Origin of the sequence: Bradyrhizobium sp. sGM-13 (assembly GCF_018398875.1) — a bacterium.
Taxonomy (GTDB): domain Bacteria; phylum Pseudomonadota; class Alphaproteobacteria; order Rhizobiales; family Xanthobacteraceae; genus Bradyrhizobium.
The window spans coordinates 1-24316 of record NZ_JAGWDK010000006.1; the positions used below are offsets into that span (position 1 = coordinate 1).

Here is a 24316-nt window from a genome sequence, read left to right on the forward strand (position 1 = left end):
CTCGGTGCCATCGACGATCGGCTGGATCAGAACGGCGTCATAGTATTTCATCACCCTACGGCGGCGAATTTACGCCGCAGCAGCCGCCGTCACCACCTGCGCCAGCAGGGCCTCGCGCTTGGCTTGCGTGCGATAGCCTTTCATCGTCGCGGCAAAGCGCTCGAGGATCCCGTCTTCGAACGCGGTGACGATGGTGTCGTGGACATAGCTCTTGCGGCAGATCGCCGGCGTGTTCGAGAGTTCGTCAGCCGCCGCGCGCACGGCTTCGAGCACCTGCTTCTTGCGGCCGCGGGCGCTCGCCGCCGGTGAAACCCGCGACAATGATTCCAGCACCACGGCCGATGCCATCAGCGTGCGGAAATCCTTCAGCGAAATCTTGATACCGGCGATCTCGCGCAGGAACGCATTTACGGCCGTGGTCGAGGCGGCGCGCACGACGCCAGACCTGTCGCGGTACTGGAACATGCGCTTGCCTGGCACGGTGCGCAGGATGCCGATCGCGCGCACCAGCTTGGCGGCGTCGCATTCCTTGCGCACCGCCTTGCCGCCCTTGGCCTTGAAAGTCAGGACGAGGCAATCGTCTTCCAGCGTGACGTTCGATTTCAGCAGCGTGGTAGCGCCGCGGGTGCCGTTGAGACGAGCATATGACTCGTTGCCGGGACGGATCGCGGTACGCGCGATCAACTCGATCACGGCCGAGAGCGCAAACTCCCGCGTCGGCTCCTCGCCCGACAGAAACGCAGAGACCTTCCGCCGGATCTTGGGCAGCGCCGCGACGAGTTTGGCCAGGCGATGCGCCTTGCGGTGCTCGCGGACCTTTTCCCAATCGGCGTGGTAGCGGTATTGCAACCGGCCAGCGGCATCAAAGCCGACCGCCTGCAGATGCGAATTCGGATCGGCCGAATAGCGAACGTCGCGATAGGCCGGCGGCACCGCCATCGAATGCAGGCGCCGGATCGTTCCGGCGTGACGGATCTGCGTGCCATTGGCGCGAATGAACGAATAGCTTTTTCCGCGCTTGATGCGGCGGATGGTCAGGCCGTTTTGATCGCCGAGTTTGAGGCCAAGTTCCTGTGCCAGCGCTTCGACGGTGATGTGCGGCTTTGCCGCGGACGAGTTGGCAGGTTCCTTCGGCAGTTGCCCGAGCGCTTCGGCCAATGCGACGGCAGGATCGGCGGAAACGGGCCGCGTAGCCTCGAAATTCTGCTGATCCATCATGTCCGTTGTCGCCTTGCTCCGCCTGTTTCGCCGGTAATGCCGTTTGTTATGGCTTGTTCCGGGAGGCCGCCGGCCCCGGGGAGGCCATTTAGGGGGTAACGAACCACTTTGCGAGTCCCGATTCCGTCATTGAAGGTTATTAGATACCATTCATGGGTGCCATTCCGCCGATAGCGTTGATTTGCCCTGAGCGGAACCCGCAAAAAACGGCCTGACTTTGATCCGCGACAAGGCCGGAGACCGGCTGGCCGACCAAGGTCGCAGACGTTCCGCCTTGTCCGGGCATCGTCCCGCGACGCATAATCGCTTCAACAATCAGGGACGACTTGTGGCCGCCGAGCATCCGGCCGCGATGAGTGGGAGGGTAAATATGTCCGAGAAGATCTACGACGTATCCACCGATTGGGCCAAACGCGCCTATATCGATGACGCCAAGTACCGCGAAATGTACGCCCGCTCGGTCTCGGACCCCAATGGTTTCTGGGCCGAGCAAGCCAAGCGCATCGACTGGATCAAGCCCTTCCACAAGGTCGAAAACGTCTCCTTCGCCCCCGGCAACATCTCGATCAAATGGTTCGAGGATGGCGTCCTGAACGCCGCCTGGAACTGCATCGACCGGCATCTCGACAAGCGCGGCAACCAGACCGCCATCATCTGGGAGGGCGACGATCCCTCTCAGTCCACGCACATCACCTATCGCCAGTTGCACGACGAAGTCTGCAAGATGGCCAACATCCTGCGCACGCGGAACGTCAAGAAGGGCGACCGCGTCACGATCTATCTGCCGATGATCCCGGAAGCCGCCTACGCGATACTGGCCTGCGCGCGGATCGGCGCCATTCATTCGGTGGTGTTCGCCGGCTTCTCACCGGACAGCCTCGCCCAACGCATCACCGACTGCCAGTCCAAGGTGATCATCACCGCCGACGAAGGACTGCGCGGCGGCAAGAAGGTGCCGCTGAAGGCCAATGTCGATGCGGCGATCGAGAAAGCCGGCGGCGTCGATTGGGTTGTCGTCGTGAAGCACACCGGCGCGGCCGTCGACATGAATCCAACGCGCGATTTCTGGCACCACGAAGTGGCCAAGCTGGTGACGACGGAATGTCCGTGCGAGCACATGCACGCGGAAGACCCGCTGTTCATCCTTTACACGTCAGGCTCCACCGGCCAGCCCAAGGGAGTGCTGCACACCACCGGCGGCTATCTCGTATTCGCGTCGATGACGCATCAATACGTGTTCGACTATCACGACGGCGACATCTACTGGTGCACCGCCGACGTCGGCTGGGTCACCGGCCACAGCTACATTCTCTATGGCCCGCTGGCGAACGGCGCCACCACGCTGATGTTCGAAGGCGTGCCGAACTATCCGGATAATTCACGATTCTGGAACGTCATCGACAAGCACAACGTCAACATCTTCTACACCGCGCCGACCGCAATCCGCGCGCTGATGCAAAGCGGCGACGAGCCGGTGAAGAAGACCTCCCGCAAGAGCCTGCGCCTGCTTGGCTCGGTCGGCGAGCCGATCAATCCGGAAGCATGGGAATGGTATCACCGCGTGGTCGGCGACGGCCGCTGCCCGATCGTCGATACCTGGTGGCAGACCGAGACCGGCGGCATCCTCATCACGCCGCTGCCGGGCGCGACAAAACTAAAGCCGGGTTCGGCGACGCGGCCGTTCTTCGGCGTGGTGCCCGAAATCGTCGATGCCGACGGCAAGGTGCTCGAAGGCGAGTGCACTGGCAATCTCTGCCTGGCCAAATCCTGGCCGGGGCAGATGCGCACGGTCTACGGCGACCACGCGCGGTTCGAGCAGACCTATTTCTCGACCTACAAAGGCAAGTATTTCACCGGCGACGGCTGCCGCCGCGACGCCGACGGCTATTACTGGATCACCGGCCGCGTCGACGACGTCATCAACGTTTCCGGCCACCGCATGGGCACCGCCGAGGTCGAAAGCTCGTTGGTGGCGCATGCCAAGGTGTCGGAAGCGGCCGTGGTCGGCTATCCCCACGACATCAAGGGCCAGGGCATCTACGCCTATGTGACGTTGATGGCCGGTACCGAGCCGACCGAGGAGTTGCGGAAGGAGCTGGTCGCCTGGGTGCGCAAGGACATCGGCCCGATCGCGTCCCCCGACCAGATCCAGTTCGCGCCAGGCCTGCCGAAAACCCGCTCCGGCAAGATCATGCGCCGCATCCTGCGCAAGATCGCCGAGGATGAGCCCTCCAGCCTCGGCGACACCTCGACGCTCGCCGACCCCGCTGTGGTCGACGACCTCGTGAAGAACCGGCAGAACAAGAAGGGCGCACCGGTGTAAGGCGCCGCCTGGCACAAGCATCTCGTCCCGGGACCCGGGACGAGATGATGCCGAATTTTGCGGCAATCCCATCGCTCACGCGTTTGTCAGTGGCGAGCCTCACCGGGCTTGTCGCCGCTGCGTGGTGTTACGGTCATTTTACTTTGTTTCGAACATTCCCTTGGTTGCCCCATCGAGAATAATCTCGAAGGCTGGCGTTGAAACCAGCCGGTCAGTTCGCGCGACTAAACTGAAAACGCGTGGACGAGACAGCGGGCCGTCAGGCTTGAAAGGACATTTGAGGGCCCCCGAGAGGGGCGAGCAAAAGCGGAGCTGGGGAATGTCGAAGAGGATTGCGGTGGCGTTGGCCGCCACCTTGGCTGCGGGCACTATGATGTCGTCGCAGGCACAAGCGAGGCCGGAACTGGTCGATGTCAGCGGCGAGTACGCGCCGGGCACGATCGTGGTGAAGACCGGCGAGCGACGTCTCTATCTCATTCTCGAGTCCGGCCGCGCCATGCGCTATCCGGTCGGCGTCGGCAAGGCCGGCAAGCAATGGTCGGGCACCACAAAGATAGACGGCAAGTATCTCAACCCGGCCTGGTCGCCCCCGAGCGAGGTCAGGCGCGACAAGCCCTATATGCCCGACGTGATTCCCGGCGGCTCGCCGCGCAACCCGATGGGCGTCGCGGCGATGACGCTGGCTGGCGGGGAGTATGCCATTCACGGCACCAACGTGCCGGGCTCGGTCGGCGGCTTCGTCTCCTACGGTTGTATCCGCATGCTCAACGACGACATCTCCGATCTCTATCAACGCGTGCCGGTCGGAACGACGGTGACTGTCATGCACTGACTTTCGGATTGAATTGAATGCAAAGGCCGCGCGATCGCGCGGCCTTTTCAGTTCGGCAGTGCCTGGCCCGCGTTCGCACACCAGCCGTTGCGGTGCCCGCCGCCATAGTTTCGCGCATGACCTGCCGCGAGCATCGCCGCCGAAACATTTCCGGTGCGTCGCGTCGCGGCCTCCGCCACGACCCGGCCGTTATATTTGTCCGGTCCAATGTTGAAGATCGTGACGCCGCCTTCGCCGAGCAGCGCGCGCAGGGCACCGGTCGCGGCCTCCGCCATCTGCAATTCCCCAGGGCACGATGCCTTCAATTCGGGCGCGTCGATGCCGCGCAGGCGTATGCGCGTGGTCGGCTCAACGCCGGGCGACAAATGCACCCGCGCCTCAAACGTGTCACCATCGATCGTCCGGATGACATCGACGGGATGGCGCACGTCAGGACTTCCAGCGCGCTTCCAGACCATCTCGGCATCGCGCGCCGCTTGGCTGTCGGCGAAGTCAGGCAACGACCGGCGTACCCAGTCGCGGACCGGCAGCATCGTCGCCGCAGCGACGCAAAGCACGAACATCCACGGCAAGGCCGCCGCAAACCAGCGGCGCCGCGGACCCCGGCGCGAGGTCCGGTAAGCAGTTATCTTCTCGTATGGAGGCATATTCCCGACTAAGGGCTGAGTCGGGCCGTCCGGCAAGAGCCGGTGCCGTCAAAAATCCGAAGCGATCCCTTTGCGCTCCCAATCGCCGTAGCGAGTCGGTTCCGGGCCCTTCGGGCCCTGGAATTCTTTCTGCTGCGGCATGGCGCAGGCGTCAGTGGCCTTGCGGCGCGCTTCGGCCTCGGCAAGCGCGCGCTCGGCTGCGGGCGTCAGCTTCTTGCGTTCCGCAACCGGCGCGGGGGATGAAGAATTGTCGGTCATCGCAACTCTCCCATAGCACGGGATGAGCGCACAGATGACATCACAATCGGGAAATTGTCTGTGGCGATTCTTACATTTGGCATATTCGCATGCCAAATGAGTGTTTCATTTCATTGGCATGAGCCGAACCCTTTCCGCCTTCCGAGATATTCCTGCTTCATGCCCTCTTCAAGATTCGCAGTACCTTCAGAAGTGCCCGGCCTCGCGGCGCGGCGGATCGCGGCTGATATTCTCGACGGCGTGCTGCACAAGCATCGCACCCTCGACGACCAGCTCGACGGCGCAGGCGCCCATCCCGGACTGAAGGCGCTCGCCGATCGCGACCGCGCACTGATGCGGCGGCTGGTAGCGACGATTTTGCGGCGGCTCGGCACGCTCGGCCATTTGCTGTCGCGCCTGCTCGATCGCGGCATTCCGACGGATGCGCCGCGGGCACAGAGCGCGCTTCTGATCGGCGCTGCGCAGATTCTCTGGATGGATGTGCCTGATCACGCCGCTGTCGACCTTTCGGTGCGGCTGGTGCAATCGGACCGACGCGCCGCAAAGTATGCCGGCCTAGTCAACGCCGTGCTGCGCCGCTGCGCCCGCGAGGGACAGCCGCTGATCGAGGAAGTCAAGTCGCAGACGCTTGATGTTCCGCCGTGGCTGTTGACGCGCTGGATCGGCGCCTATGGCGAGACCACCGCGCGGGAGATGGCGCGCGCCATCGGCCACGAACCGTCCCTCGACATCACCGTGAAGACGGACGCGGCGCAATGGGCGAGCCGCCTGCATGGCGAAACCTTGCCGACCGGAACCGTGCGCACGCTGCTGCAGGGTTCGGTGACCATGCTGCCCGGCTTTTCCGAGGGACAGTGGTGGGTGCAGGACGCCGCCGCCGCACTGCCGGCGCGCCTGTTCGGCGATGTTGCCGGCAAGAGCATCGTCGACCTCTGCGCCGCGCCCGGCGGCAAGACCGCGCAGCTCGCGCACGCCGGCGCGCGCGTCACCGCGGTCGATCGCTCGCCGGCGCGCATGGCACGGCTGCGCGAAAATCTGGCCCGGCTTTCGCTGCAGGCCGATGACGTGGTGACTGATGCGGCCGAATGGCAAGGCAGCGGCAATGGCGGTTACGACGGCGTGCTGGTGGATGCGCCCTGCACCTCCACCGGCACCATCCGCCGTCACCCCGATGTCGCCTGGCTGCGTCAGGAAGCCGACATTGCGGCGCTGTCCGCGCTACAGAAACGGTTGCTGCAAAAGGCGGTCGCCCTACTCAAGCCGGGCGGAACGCTGGTCTATTGTACCTGTTCGCTGGAGCCCGAGGAAGGCGAACAGGCGGTCGCGTCCCTGCTCGCTACCGAACCGGGCATGCGCCGTGTCCCGGTCGAGGTGGACGAGGTCGCAGGCCTCAGCGAAATCGTGACCGCAAGCGGCGATTTACGCACCCTTCCCTGCCATTTGCCCCATGACGACCCCCGGCTCGGCGGGCTGGATGGATTTTACTCGGCGCGGCTGGTTAAAACCTGATTTTAGACCGGAATCACCCTGCCTTTGGGTGATTCGTCGATTTTCAAGATGGTGTCTTACCGGCGTTTCCGGATTAAAAGGATTCGCCAGAATACCCCTCCCTCCCTAAGCCCAAGGCACGGCGTGTCGGTCGCTCAACGCAGACGCATCTCGACGCTTATCATGAGCCGCTCGGCGCGGACCGTGATCGCGCGCGCGACCGGCGCCACGGTGGCGGTATCGCGGCTGTGGCCGGGCCGCGCCGACCGGCTGATCATCGCCCCGCACGATCTGCGCACCGCCGACGCCACCCGCGCCGCGGAAATCTATGCCGGCCGCTTCGTGTTCGCCGGCAAAATCGTCACCTGCCACGGCCGCTCGATCTTCGATCTCGAGCCGCCGTCGGAAGATTGGGAAGTCGCGCTGCTCGGCTTCGGCTGGCTGCGGCACCTGCGCGCCGCCGACACCGCGCTGACCCGCGCCAATGCCCGCTCGCTGGTCGACGACTGGATCTCGAATCCGGCGCGCAAGCGGCCGCTCGAACGCCGCCCCGACGTGCTGGCCCGCCGCGTGATCTCGCTGTTGTCGCAGGCGCCGCTGGTGCTCGGCGACACCGACGGAAAATTCTATCGCAAATATCTGCGCGGGCTGACCCGCGAAATTCGATATCTTCGCTACACGATGCTCGACATCGCCGACGGTGTGCCGCGGCTGCAGGTCCTGATCGCGCTGTGCTACGCCTCGCTGTGCCTGGCCAATCAGGCGCGACACATCCGCTCCGCCACGCGACGGCTTTCCGACGAATTGCAGCGCCAGATCCAGCCCGACGGCGGGCATATTTCGCGCAACCCCGGTGCGCTGGTCGAATTGCTCAGCGACCTCCTGCCCCTGCGACAGACCTTTGCCGCCCGTAATATCGCGCCGCCGCCCGCGCTGTTGAATGCGATCGACCGCATGATGCCGATGCTGCGCTTCTTCCGTCATGGCGACGGCAGCTTCGCGCTCTTCAACGGCATGAGCAACGCGCCCTCGGACCTGGTGGCGACACTGCTTGCTTATGACGACACGCACGGCGTGCCGATGGCGAACATGCCGCATACCGGCTTCCAGCGTCTCGACGCCGGCACGACGACCGTCATCATCGACACCGGCCCACCGCCGCCGCCGAATGTCAGCCAAGAAGCGCACGCCGGATGTCTCTCGTTCGAACTGTCTTCGGGGCCGAGCCGGATCGTGGTCAATTGCGGGATGCCCGCGACCGGCAGGGATAACTGGCGCACCTTTGCCCGCAGCACCGCGGCGCATTCGACCCTGACCTATCACGAGGCGTCCTCGTGCCAGTTCGTCGAATTGTCGGCGATGAAGCGCCTGCTGCAGGGCGCGCCGGTCGTCAGCGGTCCGGCCAACGTGGAAAGCTACCGCGAGGCCGTGGCCGACGGCGATCTCCTGACCACCTCGCATGACGGCTATCTCGCACGCTTCGGCGTCGTGCATCGCCGGGTGCTGATGATCTCCCATGACGGCGCAAGGCTCGACGGCGAAGACACCGTGTCGCCGGCGCCGGGGACGCGCATCAAGGGCGCCGAGACCGATTATGCGCTGCGGTTTCATCTTCATCCCGCGGTGAAGGCCAGCCGCCTCAGCGATGCGCGCGGCGTCATGCTGGTATTGCCCAACCGCGACGTCTGGACCTTCGAGGCGCTCGACGACAAGGTCGATCTCGAGGACAGCGTGTTTTTGGCGGGCAATGACGGCCCGCGCCGCACCGCCCAGATCGTGATCCGCCAGGATTCCCGCCACGCCTCCTCGATCCGCTGGAGCTTTGTCCGCTCGAGCACGTCGGCGGGCGCCACCAACGCCCGGCGCACTGCGCGGCGCGAGCCGGAATTGCCGCTCTGAGCCCTTCCCGGCCAGATTTCCACACCCGGATTTGGCGCCTTCTGGCGGTTTCATGACCGGTCAATCCATGCTACCGGGCTGGCCTTAACAGCCAGGAATCCAGCCATGACCGACCATCCGCGCCGCGTGACCCGCGCTCTGTTGTCCGTTTCCGACAAGACCGGCCTGATCGAATTTGCCCAGGCGCTGGCGGGACATGGCGTCGAACTGGTCTCGACCGGCGGCACGGCGAAGGCAATCGCCGGCGCGGGGCTGAAAGTCAAGGACGTCTCCGAACTCACCGGCTTCCCCGAAATGATGGATGGCCGGGTCAAGACTCTGCATCCGAAGGTGCATGGCGGCCTGCTCGCGATCCGCGACAACAAGGAGCACGCCGACGCCATGAAGGCGCACGGCATCGCGCCGATCGACCTGCTCGTCGTCAATCTCTATCCGCTCGAGGCGACCGTCGACAAAGGCGCCGCTTACGAAGACTGCATCGAGAATATCGATATCGGCGGGCCCGCGATGATCCGGGCGGCCGCCAAAAACCACGACGATGTCGCCGTCGTCGTCGAGGCGCAGGACTATCAGGCCGTGCTCGACGAACTCGCCGCCAACAAGGGCGCGACGACGCTCGGGCTGCGCCGCCGCCTCGCCGCAAAAGCCTATGCGCGCACTGCCGCCTATGACGCCGCGATCTCGAACTGGTTTGCTACGCAGCTCAAGGATAACGCGCCGGATTTCCGCGCCTTCGGCGGCCGGCTGATCCAGTCCTTGCGCTATGGCGAGAACCCGCACCAGACCGCGGCGTTTTATGCGACGCCCGACAAGCGGCCCGGCGTCTCCACCGCGCGGCAATTGCAGGGCAAGGAGCTGTCCTACAACAACATCAACGATACCGATGCGGCTTACGAATGCGTCGGTGAATTCGATCCGAAGCGCACCGCGGCGTGCGTCATCGTGAAACATGCAAACCCCTGCGGCGTCGCGGAGGGACCTGATCTCGTCACCGCCTATCGCCGCGCGCTCGCCTGCGACTCGACGTCGGCCTATGGCGGCATCATCGCGGTCAACCGCACGCTGGATGCGGAGGCCGCGCGCGCCATCATCGGCATTTTCACTGAAGTGATCATCGCCCCCGACGCCACCGAAGAGGCCATCTCGATCATCGGCAGCCGGCGCAATTTGCGCCTGTTGCTCGCGGGCGGCCTGCCCGACCCGCGCACGGTCGGCCTGACCGCCAAGACGGTTGCCGGCGGCTTGCTGGTGCAGAGCCGCGACAATGCGGTGGTTGAGGACATGGACATCAAGGTCGCAACCAAACGCGCGCCGACCGACGCCGAACTGCGCGATCTCAAATTCGCCTTCCGCGTCGCCAAGCACGTCAAGTCGAACACCATCATCTACGCCAAGGATCTCGCCACTGTGGGCATCGGCGCCGGCCAGATGAGCCGGGTCGATTCGGCGCGTATTGCCGCCCGCAAAGCACAGGATGCTGCGGCCGAAATGAAGCTCGCTGAACCGCTGACCAAAGGCTCCGTCGTCGCATCCGATGCGTTCTTCCCCTTCGCCGACGGCATGCTGGCCTGCATCGAAGCCGGCGCAACGGCGGTGATCCAGCCCGGCGGTTCGATGCGCGATGAAGAGGTCATCAAGGCCGCCGACGACCACGGCATCGCCATGGTGTTCACCGGCGTCAGGCATTTCCGGCACTGATGCGCGTCGTCCCTGCGAACGCAGGGAGCCATAACCACAGGCTTGCGTTGTTGACGGAGGCCGTCTACTCGCGCGCGAAATAATATACGCCGCGGCGTATGGGTCCCGGGTCGCGCTCGCGTTGCTCGCTTGCCCAGGACGACGGACTGATTTGCCGCGCACGCAAGCGCAATCATGCAACGACCTGGGACAAGATAACCCGACGGGCAAATCACTTCTGATTTTCAGAAATGGTGTCAAGCCCGGGAATCAAAAATATTTCGCTTCACGCGAGAGGCAAATCAGCCGCATATTTCCGCCCGTCTCACCCAATTGAGGGGCGCTCGCGATCGTCACGAACGTGCGGTGAGATGCGATGGACGTGGATGGCGCACAAGACGTAGGCGCCTGACGCGTACGGCGAAGTCGTGTGGTTCGGGCGCCGCGGTGCTGGCGTTAAGCTGCGTGAAACTATTTTGCGCAGCGACGGAGGCAAAAGAGCCGTTCTCCGGGAAGAGCACGAAGTAAGCCGTAAAGCCATTGCGCAGGGAAGGCCGGGATGCTCCCGCTATACCTGTATGCTCGTGTGCGCGTTCTTTATGCGCAATTGCACACGGGACCGCGGGTGCAGCAAGCACCCGGTCTTCCCTGCGCCCTCTGAGTGAGAGGGCGGGAAGTCGAGAGCAAAGCTCGGGCAGATGATGCCGCGAGATCGCGAAAGCTTATCTGCGTAGGATGGGTAGAGCGAAGCGAAACTCATCGTCACGTGCATCGGCATTGATGGGTATCGCTCCACCCATCCTACGGGACTGGTTTTGCAACGTGTACGTACGCTCATACGGTCGTCTACCCTCACTCCCGCACGCGCGTCAGCAGCGCCAGGCCGGCAGCGAAGAACACCACCAGCAGCGCCATGCCGGCTTTCTGGCTCGCGGTAACATAGGTGATCGCGCCGATCAGGAGCGGGCCGATGAACGACGTCACCTTCCCGGTCAGCGCGAACAGTCCGAAATATTGCGCGATACGATCCTTCGGCGCGAGGCGTATCAGCAGCGTGCGCGACGCCGCCTGCAGCGGACCGCCGGCCGCGCCGATCAGGCATCCGAGCACGAGATAGGCGCGCTCGGCGGCGCCGGAAAACAGCGCGCCGCCCGGCGCCGGCGGCGCGACCTTCACGAACAGGATCGAGTCCTTGTCGACCAGCAAAATCGTGCCCAGCGCAAGCAGCAGGATCAGCAGGCTGCCGGCGATGACGCGCTTGGGTCCGAGTTTGTCGTCGAGCTTGCCGCCGAGCCACGCCCCGAATGTGCCGGCGATTGCCAGCAGAATTCCAAACGTGCCGATCTGGATCGTATGCCAGCCGAAAGTGCCGGCGGCGTAGATGCCCCCGAACGTAAACAGCGACACCAGCCCGTCGGTATAGATCATGTTGGCGAGCAGGAATGTCGCCACCGATTTCCGCTTCGGCAGTTCGCCGAGCGTTCGCTTCAGTCCGCTCAATCCTTCACGTATCGCCTCGCGGATCGGGCGCTTGGCCGGGTAATCCGGCGTCAGCAGAAACATCGGCAACACGAAGATGATGAACCAGATGCCGGTCAGCGGGCCGGTGATGCGATCGCCCTGGTGGGATACGGGATCGAGACCAAACAGCGGCGCCAGGCCGAAAAGTGTACGCCCGGTGTCGGGGTTAGCCGCCAGAAAGCCGAGCACCAGGATGAGGCTGAGGATGCCGCCAATATAGCCGGTGGCCCATCCGGTGCCGGACAACCGCCCGATTCGATCCGGCGGCACCAGCGTCGGCATCATCGCGTTATTGAAGACCGTGGCGAATTCGACGCCGACGCTCGCGATCGCATAGGCGAGCAGCAGCGGCGCGATGATGCTGGGGTCACCGGGCTTTCCGAACCACATCAGGCAGGCGCCGATCACCAGCAGCGAGCCGAAGCCGGCGATCCACGGCTTGCGGCGGCCGCTGGCGTCGGCGATCGCACCCAGCACCGGCGACAGCAGCGCGATCATCAGGCCGGCGGCCGCGGTGGCAAATCCCCACAGCGCCTGTCCCCGCTCCGGATCCGGCGCGACGAAGCCCGCGAAATAGGGTGCAAATACAAACGTGGTGATCAGCGTGAAATAAGGCTGCGCGGCCCAGTCGAAGAAGATCCAGCTCACGACGGCGGCGCGGCGCGGATATGCCTGCGGAATCTCGGCGCCAACTGCCTCGGAAGCGATCACCGCCATGTCGGATATTTCCTTCAAAAGTCTCGCGAAGCGTTTTGCGTGCCGAAACCGAACCCATATAGCATGCGTCACCAACGCTGGCGCTGTTGCCCACGCGCCACACAGGCTCAAACTGCGGCGGATTTTCGATGACAATCTTTCAGATCAGCCGGCGCAAGGCGATTGCCGCAATCGTGCTGGCATTCGCCTGCGGCACGACCGCCTTTGCGCAGGATCGGCGAGGCTTCCATTCGTCCCTCGACCTCTCCGCCGTTCGCTCCATTCCAGCCGAACACGGCATGGTGGTCGCCCAGGAAAGGATCGCGGCGGAAGTCGGCGCCGATATCCTCCGGCAGGGTGGCAACGCGGTTGATGCCGCAGTCGCCACCGGCTTTGCGCTTGCCGTCACCTATCCGCGCGCCGGGAACATCGGCGGCGGCGGCTTCATGGTGATCCATTCAGCCGAGCGCAATGAAGACGTCGCCATCGACTATCGCGAGACCGCACCGGCCGCGACCACGCGCGATATCTTTCTGGGACCGGACGGCAAGCCCGATACCGACAAGTCGCGCAATTCCGCGCTTGGTATCGGCGTGCCCGGCACGGTGGCCGGACTGGCACTGGCGCTGGAGAAATACGGCTCCGGCCGCTTCACGCTCGCGCAAATCCTCAAGCCCGCCATCGAGCTCGCACGAGACGGTTTCGTGATCGCCGACGACACCGCCGACACGCTACCGGACATGTATCGCCGGATGGCGCGCTGGCCGAACCCGGCCAAGGCGTTCTCCCGTGACGACGGCACGGCGCTGCGGGAGGGCGACCGTCTGGTTCAGGCCGATCTCGCGGCAACGCTGTCGGCGATTGCCGAGCAGGGACCGCGTGGATTTTACCAAGGGCCGGTCGCCGAACGGCTGGCAAAAGCCGTCCGCGATGCCGGCGGCATCATGACGGCGGACGATCTCAAATCCTACGAGGCGGTGATCCGCGGTCCCGTGCGCGGCAGTTATCGCGGCTACGAGATCGTGTCGATGCCGCTGCCCTCGTCCGGCGGCACGGTGCTCCTGGAGGCGCTGAACATTCTCGAAGGGTTTGCGATGGCGGACATGAAGCAGGGCTCGGCGCCCTCATTGCATGTCATGATCGAGGCCATGAAGCGCGCTTACGCCGACCGGGCGCGCTATCTCGGCGATCCCGCCTTCGTCAATGCGCCGGCGAATATCCTGATCGCGAAGGATTACGCGGCGAAGCAACGCGCCAGCATCGACATTGCGCGCGCTACGCCCGCCGAGGCGTTATCCGCGAGCTTGCCGCGCGAGGGCAGCAATACCACGCATTATTCCGTCGTTGATGCCGGCGGCAATGCCGTCAGCAACACCTATACGCTGAATTTTTCCTATGGCGTCGGCCTCGTCGCCGATGGCACCGGCGTGCTGCTTAACAACGAACTCGACGACTTCACCGCAGCACCCGGCGCGGCGAACGCGTTCGGCCTGGTCGGCTTCGAGGCCAATTTGCCGGGCCCAGGCAAAAGGCCGCTGTCGTCGATGTCGCCCACGATCGTGCTGAAGGACGGCAAGCCGGTGCTGGTGACGGGTTCGCCGGGCGGCAGCCGCATCATTTCAGCCGTGCTGCAGGTCGTGGTCAACGTGCTCGATTACAAGATGGACGTCGCCACCGCCGTGGCCGCACCCCGGCTGCACCATCAATGGATGCCGGACGTGGTGCGCGTGGAGCGCGGTTTTCCGCAGGAAACGTTGGATGCGCTAAAGGAGAAGGGCCATCAGGTGATCGAGCCGCTCGGCCAGACCTCGGCCAATTCGATCGCGGTCACGCCCGACGGCCTGCTCGGCGCCCCCGATCCGCGGACGAGAGGGGCGGCGGCAGTGGGGCATTAAGAACGATACGGCAGGAACCGATGTGCACACATGAGGGACGCTGGCTTTTAAGGGAGGCACTGGCGGATGGGTTCACTCCCCCTTGCGGGAGCCCGGGCAGTATGCGTCCCTCACGTAGTATGCTTCCTTCGCAGGAGATTTTCAGATGACATCCCTCAAAGGCAAGACGTTGTTCATCTCCGGCGCCAGTCGCGGCATTGGGCTGGCGATCGCGCTTCGCGCCGCGCGTGACGGTGCCAATATCGCGATTGCGGCGAAGACCGCCGAGCCGCATCCGAAACTCAAGGGCACGATCTACACCGCGGCGGAAGAAATTAGCGCCGCCGGCGGCAAGGCGCTGCCGGTGCTGTGCGATATCCGCGACGAGGCGCAGGTGATGGCGGCGATCGAGCAGACCGTCGCCGAATTCGGCGGCATCGATATCTGCGTCAACAACGCCAGCGCCATCAGCCTGACCAACTCGCAAGCAACCGACATGAAGCGGTTCGACCTGATGATGGGAATCAACACCCGCGGCACGTTCATGGTGTCGAAATACTGCATTCCGCATCTGAAGAAGGCGGAAAACCCGCACATCTTGATGCTGTCGCCGCCGCTCGACATGAAGGCGAAATGGTTCGAGCATTCCACCGCCTACACGATGGCGAAGTTCGGCATGAGCATGTGCGTGCTGGGCTTGTCGGGTGAGTTGAAATCTGCCGGCGTCGCCGTCAACGCGCTATGGCCGCGCACCACCATCGCCACTGCCGCGGTCGGCAACCTGCTCGGTGGCGAAGCGATGATGCGCGCCAGCCGCACGCCCGAGATCATGGGCGACGCCGCGCACGCGATCCTGACCAGGCCGGCGCGGGAATTCACCGGACAGTTCTGCATCGACGACAAGGTGCTGTACGCCTCCGGCGTCAGGGATTTCGAGCGCTACCGCGTGGATCGGTCCGTGCCGCTGATGTCGGATTTCTTCGTCCCCGACGACGACGTGCCGCCGCCCGGCGTCTCGGTGCAGGCGCTGCCCTCGGTCGGCGCCGCGCAGACGTCGCGCTAGGCTGACAACAATGACGAGGAGATGTCACCGCCCGACCACATACGGCCCGCCCTTCTCCAGCGCGCGCGCATAGGCCGGCCGCGCGTGGATGCGTTCGAGAAACGCCATGGCTTTGGGATGGCCCTGCTCCAGCCCGCCGCGCGCCGCGGCGGCTTCCAGGGGAAAGCTCATCTGGATATCGGCGGCGGTGAATTCATTGCCGGCGAACCATTCGCTCTTGCCAAGCTCGCTCTCCCAGTAATCCATGTGCTGCTTGAGCTGCGGATTAACCAGGGTAGTCAGCGCCGTGTTAGAGACCTTGCGCACCAGCGGCCGCAGCAGCGCAGGCGCGCGCTTCGGCATCAGCGTGAACAGCAGCTTCAAAAGCAGCGGCGACATCGCGGAGCCTTCCGCATAGTGCAGCCAATAGGTGTAGCGCAGCCGCTCAGGCGTGTTCGGCGGCGGGATCAGGCGGCCGTTGCCGTAGGTGCCGACGATGTATTCGCATATCGCTCCGGACTCGGCGATCGTATTGCCGTTGTCGGTGATGACGGGCGATTTGCCGAGCGGGTGAATGGCGCGCAGTTCCTTCGGCGCGCGCATGTCCGGCTGGCGCTGATAGCGGACGATCTCGTAAGCGACGCCGAGCTCTTCGAGAAGCCAGAGCACGCGCTGGGAGCGTGAGTTGTTGAGATGATGAACCGTCAGCATGGCGTCCCCCCTGGAGTTGGCGTGGCGTTGGTGCCAGCCGGGGGATGGAAAGTCGAGACGGCCCGAGCCAGGTCATATTTTATCCGGGGGATATTGACTCTAAATTTATCCGGGTAAATATAGCGCACTGAAGATCCAGAGTATCTCCAATGGCTGACCCGTCTCGCCCCCTGTTCACAGCCTTCATCGGCCCGCAACGCCTGGCGGCCGGTCCGCTCGCCGAGGTCGCGCTGGCGGTCATGCAGGCTTCCCGCAGGCCTGCCGTGCTGCCGATCATCATATTCAACGACGCGACTGGCCAACCGATCGATCTCGACCTTCGCGGGACCGAGGGCGACGTTATTGCCCGCCTGCCGCAACTGGCCTCGCCTCCGGAAGTCGAGGCCGACGAGGCTGCTGCGGCGACTGAGCCGCGCGGACGGGGGCGGCCCAAGCTCGGCGTGGTCGCGCGCGAGGTGACGCTGTTGCCGCGCCATTGGGAATGGCTCGGGGCGCAGCCCGGCGGCGCGTCGGTGGCGTTGCGCAAGCTCGTCGACGAGGCGCGCCGCGCCAATGGCGATGCGGATCGCGCCCGCGCAGCAAGGGACGCCGCCTATCGCTTCATGTCGGTGATGGCCGGCAATCTCGCCGGCTTCGAGGAAGCCTCGCGGGCGTTGTTCGCCGATGACCGGCGGCGCTTCGTCGCTCTCGTCGCCGGCTGGCCCGACGATATCCGCGACCACGTCGTCAAGCTCGCCTTCAGCGATCGCGCCGAGCCATAGGCGCGGTCACAATGCGCCAAAACATAAGGAGACTGCCGTGAGCTCAAATCCGCAATTCCTGTTCGATTTCGGCAGCCCCAACGCCTTCCTCAGCCATGAAGCGATTCCGGCGATCGAAAAACGTACCGGCGTCAGGTTCGAGTACGTGCCGATCCTGCTCGGCGGCATCTTCAAGGCCACCAACAACAAGTCGCCTGCCGAAACGCTCGCCGGCATCAAGAACAAGCGCGAATTCCACGCGCTGGAAACCGAACGCTTCGTGAAGCGCTTTGGGGTCAAGCCCTACGTCTGGAACCCGTTCTTCCCGGTCAACACGCTGAACCTGATGCGCGCGGCGGTGGCAGCCCAGTTCGAGGGCGTGTTCGAGAAATATGTCGATGCTGCCTTCCACCACATGTGGGTCGAGCCAAAGAAGATGGATGATCCCGAAGTCGCAGCCAAGGCGCTGACCTTGTCCGGCCTAGATGCTGCCAAGCTGCTGGCGCGATCGCAGGATGCGGATGTAAAGGCCAGGCTGATCGAGAATACGCAAAACGCGGTCGACCGTGGCGCGTTCGGCTCTCCGACGTTCTTCGTGGGCAAGGAAATGTTCTTCGGCAAGGAGCAGCTTCGCGAAGTCGAGGAAATGATTTCGGGGAAGTAGCTGCCCAGATCAGACCACATGGTAGGCAAGCGAATGGTGAGTAGCGAATAGCGAATAGTTGGGAGTAGATTGCAGCCGGCACCTTCCTACTCGCCATTCGCTACTCGCTATTCGCCGGTTCCAAAATCAACAATAAGGAAAGTTGATCCATGCGTATTCTCGTGGTCGGGGCCGGCGCCATCGGCGGCTATTTCGGCGGCAGGCTGCTTCAGGCAGGAAACGACGTGACGTTCCTGGTCCGGCCGAAGCGCGCATCCGAACTCGCAAGCGCCGGTCTCGTCATCAAGAGCCCCGCCGGCGACGTGACGCTCGAGAACCCGCCGACCGTGCAGGCCGACAAACTCTCCGAGACATTCGACGTCGTGCTGTTGAGCTGCAAGGCGTTCGACCTGGAGGATGCGATCAAATCTTTTGCTCCTGCGATCGGGCCGCAATCCGCAATCATCCCGCTGCTCAACGGCATGCTGCACCTCAACGTGCTGGACAAGAAATTCGGGGCCGACCGCGTGCTCGGCGGTCTCTGCGCGATCGCGGTGACGCTCAACGAGGCCCGCGAGGTGGTCCAGCTCGCGCCGATGCAATCGCTAAATATTGGCGAGCGCGACGGCTCGATGTCGGAGCGGGTGCGTGCGATTGCAAAAGTATTCGACAGCGGCAAGTTCGGCGCCGCGGCCAGCGAACACATCATGCAGGACATGTGGGAGAAGTGGGTTTTCCTTGCTTCGCTCGCAGCCTCCACCTGCCTGATGCGCACCTCAGTCGGCAACATCCTGGCAGTCGCCGGCGGCAAGGATTTTCTGCTCGGCATGCTCGATGAATGCAGCGCGATTGCAAAGGCTTCAGGCTACGAGCCGACGGGACCATTCTTCCAGCGTACCAGCGGCCTGCTGACCACCGAGGGCTCGCCAATGACCGCCTCGATGTTCCGCGATATCAAGGCGGGACTGCCGGTGGAAGCCGACCATGTGATCGGCGATCTCGTCGCACGCGCCGACGCGGCGAAGATTCCGGTGCCGAAGCTGCGCATCGCCTATACGCATCTTAAAGCATATGAGAAGCAGCGCTCAGCGTAGTCATCCGACTTTATCTCGGTCGTCCGTGCGTTCGCAGGGACGACGAGCCACTCAGAGATGCGCGAGATAATGCGCCAGTGCCTCGATCTCTTCCTCGCTGAGGGAATAGGCGACGTCCGTCATCGCAGCCATCGCGCCGCCGGATCGCACTCCCGATTTGTACTCGCGCAGCGCTTTGACCAGGTATTCCTCGCGCTGGCCGGCGACGCGGGCGACCCCCTTGGTGCCGGCGTAGTTATCGGTGTGACATGACGCGCAGCGCCGGCCAGCGGCCGCCTGCGCGCCCTTTTTGGAGAGATCGGGGTTTTCGTCGGGCTTGGGCGCTTTCGGCGGTTCGAGCGAGGCGTAGTAGGCGCCGAGATTGCGAATATCCTCATTATTGAGCTGTTCGACGATCGGCTGCATCTGCTCGTTCTTGCGGGTGCCGGCACGAAAGAACACGAGTTGCCACTGAATGAATTGATCAGGCTGCGCCGCCAGCGAAGGAATGTTCTCGATCTGCGAAATGCCGCCCTCGCCATGACAACCGACGCACAGCTCGGCTTTCGCCTTGCCGGCGGCGATATCGGCGGCGCGGGCGAGCGGCACGCAAATAACGAGCGCCAGCAACCCCATCAATGCACTTCGCATTTCAACTACTCTCCGCCCTGTGCACCAAACAGCAAAGGCTGCGGCCACCCGTTCCCCAAGCAAACCACAGCCTCTGCCAGCTCAAATCCTACTTCTTGGTGTAGCTGATGCGATAGATCGCACCGGCCCAGTCGTCGGCCACGAGGATCGAACCGTCCTTGTCTAGCAAGATATCGTTCGGCCGGCCGAGATAGCCCTGGTCGCCTTCGAGCCAGCCAGAGGCAAATATCTCGGATTTAGCGTTCTTGCCGTCGGCATCGACGATGACGCGCTTGATCCGGGCGCCCTGGTATTTATGCCGATTCCAGGAGCCGTGTTCGGCGATCAGAATGTTGTTCTTGTACTCGGCCGGGAATTGATCGCCGGTATAGAACTTCATGCCCAGCGGCGCGACGTGCGCGCCCAGATTGACGACGGGCGGCGTGAATTCCGAACACTTGTGGCCCATCGCGAATTTCGGGTCCGGCATATCGCCCTGGTGGCAATAGGGATAGCCGAAATGCTCGCCGATCCTGGAGATCATGTTGAGCTTGTCGCTCGGCATGTCGTCACTGATCCAGTCGCGGGCGTTCTCGGTAAACCAGTATCGCCCGCTGCGTGGATCGATGTCGCCGCCGACGCTGTTGCGGACGCCAAGCGCCCAGATTTCGGCATTGCCGGTCTTGGGATCGACGCGGCGTATTTGCGAAACGCTGGTCGGCGGAATGCCGATGTTGAAGGGAGGACCGAACGGCAGGTAGAACCAGCCATCCTTGTCGACGGTGATGTATTTCCAACCATGGGCGATGTAGGACGGCATGTCGTCATACACCACCTTGCCGGCGCCGAGGTTGTCGAGATTGGCCTCGGCGTTTTCGTATTTGATCAGCTTGTCGACCGCGATGACGTAGAGCGCGCCATCGAGAAAGGCGAGGCCGGTCGGCATCTTGAGGCCCTTGAGAATGGTCTTGACCTCTTTCTTGCCGCCATTGTCCTTGATCGCATAGACATTGCCGAGGTCGAACGAGCCGACGAACAGGGTGCCCTTGTCGCCCCAGGCCATCTGCCGCGCGGACAATACGCCAGACGCATAAACTTCGATCTTGAAGCCGTCGGGCAGCTTGATCTTCTTCATCAGAACCGCCAGTTCTGCGTCCGAGGCGCCGGTCGGCGGCCCTGACGGCGGAGCGAGGCCCTTTTGTTGTTCGGTCTCATCGCCGAGGAACCAGTCCGGCGGCGGATTATTCCAGAAGTCCTTGGTGCCGGACTCGTATTTCTTCAGAGCCTTCTGTTGCGCGGGAGCCTGGCTGGCCCCCGCGACAACGAGAATGGCTGCGAGCGTAAGAATAGATCGATTGAAAGCCGCTTTCATCACGTCACTCCCTATGCGGCCGGATGGGCCGCGCCTGTTTGTTATTTTGGACTTCGAGAGGCGAATTTGGTCTGGTGAAGTGTGGCAGACCGAAAAATGGTAGCACATCAATTGCGGCAGAGAAGCGCGCGCCGCGCGGCCCAGTACGATCAAGACAAATTGTGAGACGGATTGCCAAGCCGCGCGTTCAACCGCTCTTGCGCCCCGCTGCATCGCAATATCCGCGTCGAGCTGATACGCGCAAGGCGCACGAGTGGGCGGCGTTCCATATCAAGCGGACCCCTTGCGCTGTCACCCAGTTGATAAACGAACAGCGCAATTGTGGTCCATTTCATACAGGAGTGGATCAAACCCTGAGAAACTATTCGGCATATCCCTCGACGTCTGTCTCCCCTCGCCCGGGTTTGAGCGAGCGTCCGTATGGCCAACAAGCGGATCATTCTGCTCTCGGACGGCACCGGCAATTCCGCCGGCAAGGTCTGGCGGACGAACGTCTGGCGTGTGTTCGAATCGCTGGACCTGACGAGTTCGCAACAGATTGCGTTCTATGACGACGGGGTCGGCACCTCGTCCTTCAAGCCGTTCGCGATCCTGGGCGGCGCCTTCGGCTTCGGCCTGAAGCGGAACGTGCTCGATATCTACAAGTTTGCCTGCCGCAACTATCGCTCGCATCTGGACTATCTGGCGCTCGAGGCTGCCGCTGCAAAGGCCGAGGGTCGCGAGGAGAGATACGGTCCCTGGCAGAGCGACGACATCTTTGCATTCGGGTTCAGCCGGGGGGCCTTCACCATCCGCGTGGTGAACGGTCTGATCTGCGAACAGGGCCTGGTGAAGTACCAGACCGAAGAAGAACTCGATCGAAAGGTCGCGGCGGCCTACCGGGCGTACCGGGCAGAGACGTTCAAGTCGCGGTTTCAAGTCGAATGGGCTTTTCGAAAGCTGCGTAACCTGTTCGTGTCAGCCAAGCACGACAAGAACGAGCGCCCGGTCGATCACATCGCCTTCCTCGGCCTTTGGGATACCGTCGCCGCTTACGGCCTGCCCATCGACGAAATGACTCGCGGCGTGAGCCGCTATCTCTGGCCGCTCGAACTGCCGGACCGGCAGCTTCATCCACTGGTGCGAAAGGCCTGCCATGCGCTCTCGCTCGACGATGAGCGCACCACGTTTCATCCGCTGCTGTGGGACGAGAGTCCGGAGACCGTTGTCACCGGTACCCGGAAGACCAGTTCGGAACGGATCACTCAGGTCTGGTTCGCCGGCGTGCATTCCAACGTGGGCGGTGGATATCCGGACGACTCGCTCGCCCATGTGTCGCTGACCTGGATGCTATCAGAGGCGCGCAGCCGCGGCCTTACCTTGAAGGCGGCGCCGGGAGCCGATCCCGACGCATTTACGCGGGTGAAATCGACCCAGGACAAGGACGGCCGCATCTACGATTCCCGCAATGGGCTCGGCGGCTACTACCGCTACGGGCCACGGAGCGTGGCCGCGCTGTCGGATACGAAATTTTCTGACGACAAGCGCGATTGCGTGAAGATCGCAATGCCCAAGATCCACGAAAGTGTATTCGACCGGATCTCCGTCGATGCGCATCTCTATGCGCCGGTCGCACTGCCACCGGTCTATGAAGTATTGACCTATGACGAGAGGATCGTCACCCCGGACAAGCTGACCGTCCCGCCGGGCAGACCGAAGTATGAGAGTCCGGCCTCCGCCCGTCAGCGTGAGCTCACCCAGGAGCACGTCGTCGGAAGTTCGATCTGGCGGCGACGCATCATCTATTTCCTGACCGTCATCGCGTCGCTCTATTTGCTGACCTATCCGCTTACATCCACCGCGCCGGCGGCCGCCGAATTCACCACGCCGCTGCGGCCGCTTTCCGATCTCATTCGGATGGTCGGACTCGCCTTGCCGGGCGCGGCCTCACGCTGGATCAATGCCTATGCGAGGGAGCCGCTCTGGTTTGTGCTTTGCGCCAGTCTTGTTGCGCTGCTGCTATGGTTGAGCGCCAGCCTTAAGGACCGAATCACCGATCAGATGCGCCGCGCGTGGCGGGTGAGCCTTGCAAAGATCGAGTTGCACCGGGGCGAATCCAAACCAAGGATCGGCCTGAGCACATCGCAAATGGTGGTGCTGGCTGGCCTGCTCTTTGTCGCGCTCTATCCGCTACCGGGCTGGACCGGCTACAGCTTGCCAAAGCTGTCTGCCTCGCCGCAGACCTTCATCGACCGGATCACCCACCCCTATTTCCAGTTCTTCGCCTTTGCCGTCCTGGTCACCATGTTGCTCCCCGACAGGACGATCGCGCGCTTCAGACTGAAGGACGCCTACCGGCGATTGCTCACCAACATCAAACTCAAGGTCGCGCCTGCATTCTTTGCAGTTTTCTTCCTGGTCGGCGGCATCGCTTTCGCCAGCCACTATCTTTTCAACATTCGCGACAGCCTTGGCCACTTCTGCCAGCCAGCGGAAAAGCCAATCACGCTGGAGGTGTGCGACCCCGATGATATGAAGCTGTGCAAGCGCGCGCCCGACGGCAGCTTCCCTGGCACCTGCACGTCGGCGGCGTGCCGGGGGGTCGACCTGGCCGCATTCAACACCGCCGACCTTTGCACGCCTGTTGGCGTCATGCTCGAGCGGCGCGGACATTATCAGTTCATTCTGGAAAAGGGTGGCGACTGGTCATTTCTCGGCGCGCCTTCCGGCCCGGGTGGAATGCCGCTCCGCGCGTTCCTGCCCAACTGGAAGAAGAACGGTGTAATGACCGATCCGACCGTTCCGCTGGGCCGATTCGCTTTGCTGGCGGCAGCTTACCCGCTCAAGCGAACGCTCGACCGGCCCTTTGGCCACGTTATCCTCCGCTACGGCGAGACCGGCAATGAGGAGAACTTCATTGATGGCGAGCCAGTGAACGGCCGTCTTGACGAGAAATTCAGAGCGACCCGCGACGGGCAGTTGTTCGTCTATCTGAACCAGCCGGTCAGCGGCGTCTTCCCAGGTCTGTTTCGCAACGTGAATTCGGGAAAGGCCCGGATCTGGGTCTATCGCATCCCGCGGTGAACCACCCGTCAGGAGATGCCGCCGCCGGAGGCGCACCCGTTGCCGGCGGTAAACGAAAGGCCGCCAAATGGCGGCCTGTCGTTTGGATCCAGTGTTTGCTGATTTTAGAAATCTGGAGCGGGCGAAGGGGCTCGAACCCTCGACCCCGACCTTGGCAAGGTCGTGCTCTACCACTGAGCTACACCCGCATCCGAGATGGCGGCGATCGCTCGCCGTCAACGGCAGACCTATGCCAAATGCGGGCTGCGAATGCAACAGTCCGCGCACGGTCCGAAGCTTTTCCGGATAATCCGATTTCTTTGACTAAATAGGCTCGAATCGGTCCGAAACAACAGCAAAACGGAACTATCGGGCTGCGGGGAACCCAGAATCACCTGTCAGGGCGCGATAGCCCGATTCGCGGGAGCCAATGGCCCCGGGCCACCCGGACGGTTCGGAACGCCGGCCGGAGCGGCGGTTGCACCCTACATTCGCCGAATGTCCCACGGTCAGCACAGCTTGCAGAAGGCGGCGACGCCCGGACCGATTGATTTTTGCGGCCAAGGCGCCATCTAGCGAACGAGAACTTGGTTCCGGACCGTGCTAGAAGCAGCCCGACCCGCAGCCGAT

The 24316-nt window shown here is 63.3% G+C and carries 18 protein-coding genes and 1 tRNA gene; 11 read left to right on the top strand and 8 right to left on the bottom strand.

All coding sequences use genetic code 11. From position 1 onward, the window contains the following. Positions 1-69: 69 nt before the first annotated feature. Positions 70-1218: a DNA topoisomerase IB gene (locus KJQ96_RS10600; protein ID WP_213286583.1), complete on the bottom strand. Its 1149-nt coding sequence runs from the start codon at positions 1216-1218 to the stop codon at positions 70-72. Between the two features lie 370 nt (positions 1219-1588). Between KJQ96_RS10600 and acs the strand changes: the two genes are divergently transcribed. Both acs and KJQ96_RS10610 read left to right on the top strand, forming a co-directional pair. After that, complete coding sequence (acs, locus tag KJQ96_RS10605; protein ID WP_213286584.1) at positions 1589-3541, top strand: acetate--CoA ligase; 1953 nt, start codon at positions 1589-1591, stop codon at positions 3539-3541. 319 nt (positions 3542-3860) lie between these two features. After that, a complete protein-coding gene (locus KJQ96_RS10610; protein WP_213286585.1) occupies positions 3861-4373 on the top strand; it encodes a L,D-transpeptidase in 513 nt (170 codons plus the stop codon). A gap of 47 nt (positions 4374-4420) precedes the next feature. Here the strand turns inward: KJQ96_RS10610 and KJQ96_RS10615 are convergent, their stop codons facing one another. Beyond that, the gene (locus KJQ96_RS10615) at positions 4421-5020 is read right to left on the bottom strand and encodes a thermonuclease family protein (protein ID WP_375293160.1); all 600 of its coding nucleotides are present in this window, start codon (positions 5018-5020) and stop codon (positions 4421-4423) included. 48 nt (positions 5021-5068) lie between these two features. After that, positions 5069-5278: a DUF1674 domain-containing protein gene (locus tag KJQ96_RS10620; protein WP_057842690.1), complete on the bottom strand. Its 210-nt coding sequence runs from the start codon at positions 5276-5278 to the stop codon at positions 5069-5071. A 159-nt stretch (positions 5279-5437) separates the two neighbouring features. Between KJQ96_RS10620 and KJQ96_RS10625 the strand changes: the two genes are divergently transcribed. From KJQ96_RS10625 to purH, 3 genes are all read left to right on the top strand, one after another. Beyond that, complete coding sequence (locus KJQ96_RS10625) at positions 5438-6787, top strand: RsmB/NOP family class I SAM-dependent RNA methyltransferase (protein ID WP_213286586.1); 1350 nt, start codon at positions 5438-5440, stop codon at positions 6785-6787. 162 nt (positions 6788-6949) lie between these two features. After that, on the top strand, positions 6950-8665 hold the full coding sequence (locus tag KJQ96_RS10630) for a heparinase II/III family protein (protein ID WP_213286587.1): 1716 nt from the start codon (positions 6950-6952) through the stop codon (positions 8663-8665). A 105-nt stretch (positions 8666-8770) separates the two neighbouring features. After that, positions 8771-10363, top strand: a complete 1593-nt coding sequence (gene purH / locus KJQ96_RS10635) for a bifunctional phosphoribosylaminoimidazolecarboxamide formyltransferase/IMP cyclohydrolase (RefSeq protein ID WP_213286588.1) — start codon at positions 8771-8773, stop codon at positions 10361-10363. 831 nt (positions 10364-11194) lie between these two features. Here purH and KJQ96_RS10640 read toward each other — a convergent pair. Then, complete coding sequence (locus tag KJQ96_RS10640) at positions 11195-12580, bottom strand: MFS transporter (protein ID WP_213286589.1); 1386 nt, start codon at positions 12578-12580, stop codon at positions 11195-11197. A gap of 128 nt (positions 12581-12708) precedes the next feature. Between KJQ96_RS10640 and ggt the strand changes: the two genes are divergently transcribed. After that, complete coding sequence (ggt, locus tag KJQ96_RS10645; RefSeq protein ID WP_213286590.1) at positions 12709-14454, top strand: gamma-glutamyltransferase; 1746 nt, start codon at positions 12709-12711, stop codon at positions 14452-14454. Between the two features lie 145 nt (positions 14455-14599). Then, a complete protein-coding gene (locus KJQ96_RS10650; RefSeq protein ID WP_213286591.1) occupies positions 14600-15496 on the top strand; it encodes an NAD(P)-dependent oxidoreductase in 897 nt (298 codons plus the stop codon). A 24-nt stretch (positions 15497-15520) separates the two neighbouring features. Here the strand turns inward: KJQ96_RS10650 and KJQ96_RS10655 are convergent, their stop codons facing one another. After that, the gene (locus KJQ96_RS10655) at positions 15521-16186 is read right to left on the bottom strand and encodes a glutathione S-transferase family protein (RefSeq protein ID WP_213286592.1); all 666 of its coding nucleotides are present in this window, start codon (positions 16184-16186) and stop codon (positions 15521-15523) included. A gap of 149 nt (positions 16187-16335) precedes the next feature. On the opposite strand from KJQ96_RS10655, the gene KJQ96_RS10660 reads away from it, so the two are divergent. The 3 genes from KJQ96_RS10660 (at position 16336) to panE (ending at position 18663) form a co-directional block, all read left to right on the top strand. After that, positions 16336-16947, top strand: coding sequence for a DUF2239 family protein (locus KJQ96_RS10660; RefSeq protein WP_213286593.1), 612 nt, complete (start codon positions 16336-16338; stop codon positions 16945-16947). Positions 16948-16984: 37 nt separating this feature from the next. Beyond that, positions 16985-17590, top strand: a complete 606-nt coding sequence (locus KJQ96_RS10665) for a 2-hydroxychromene-2-carboxylate isomerase (RefSeq protein ID WP_309142395.1) — start codon at positions 16985-16987, stop codon at positions 17588-17590. 149 nt (positions 17591-17739) lie between these two features. Then, the gene (gene panE, locus KJQ96_RS10670; protein WP_213286595.1) at positions 17740-18663 is read left to right on the top strand and encodes a 2-dehydropantoate 2-reductase; all 924 of its coding nucleotides are present in this window, start codon (positions 17740-17742) and stop codon (positions 18661-18663) included. A gap of 51 nt (positions 18664-18714) precedes the next feature. Here panE and KJQ96_RS10675 read toward each other — a convergent pair whose 3' ends face one another. Beyond that, positions 18715-19293 (bottom strand): cytochrome c, encoded by a 579-nt coding sequence (locus KJQ96_RS10675; RefSeq protein ID WP_213286596.1) that lies wholly within the window; start codon positions 19291-19293, stop codon positions 18715-18717. A gap of 88 nt (positions 19294-19381) precedes the next feature. After that, positions 19382-20644 (bottom strand): sorbosone dehydrogenase family protein, encoded by a 1263-nt coding sequence (locus KJQ96_RS10680; RefSeq protein WP_213286597.1) that lies wholly within the window; start codon positions 20642-20644, stop codon positions 19382-19384. 420 nt (positions 20645-21064) lie between these two features. On the opposite strand from KJQ96_RS10680, the gene KJQ96_RS10685 reads away from it, so the two are divergent. After that, the gene (locus KJQ96_RS10685) at positions 21065-23707 is read left to right on the top strand and encodes a DUF2235 domain-containing protein (RefSeq protein ID WP_213286598.1); all 2643 of its coding nucleotides are present in this window, start codon (positions 21065-21067) and stop codon (positions 23705-23707) included. A gap of 113 nt (positions 23708-23820) precedes the next feature. On the opposite strand, the gene KJQ96_RS10690 is transcribed toward KJQ96_RS10685, so the two are convergent. Continuing rightward, a tRNA-Gly gene (locus tag KJQ96_RS10690) sits at positions 23821-23895 on the bottom strand. Positions 23896-24316 lie beyond the last annotated feature (421 nt).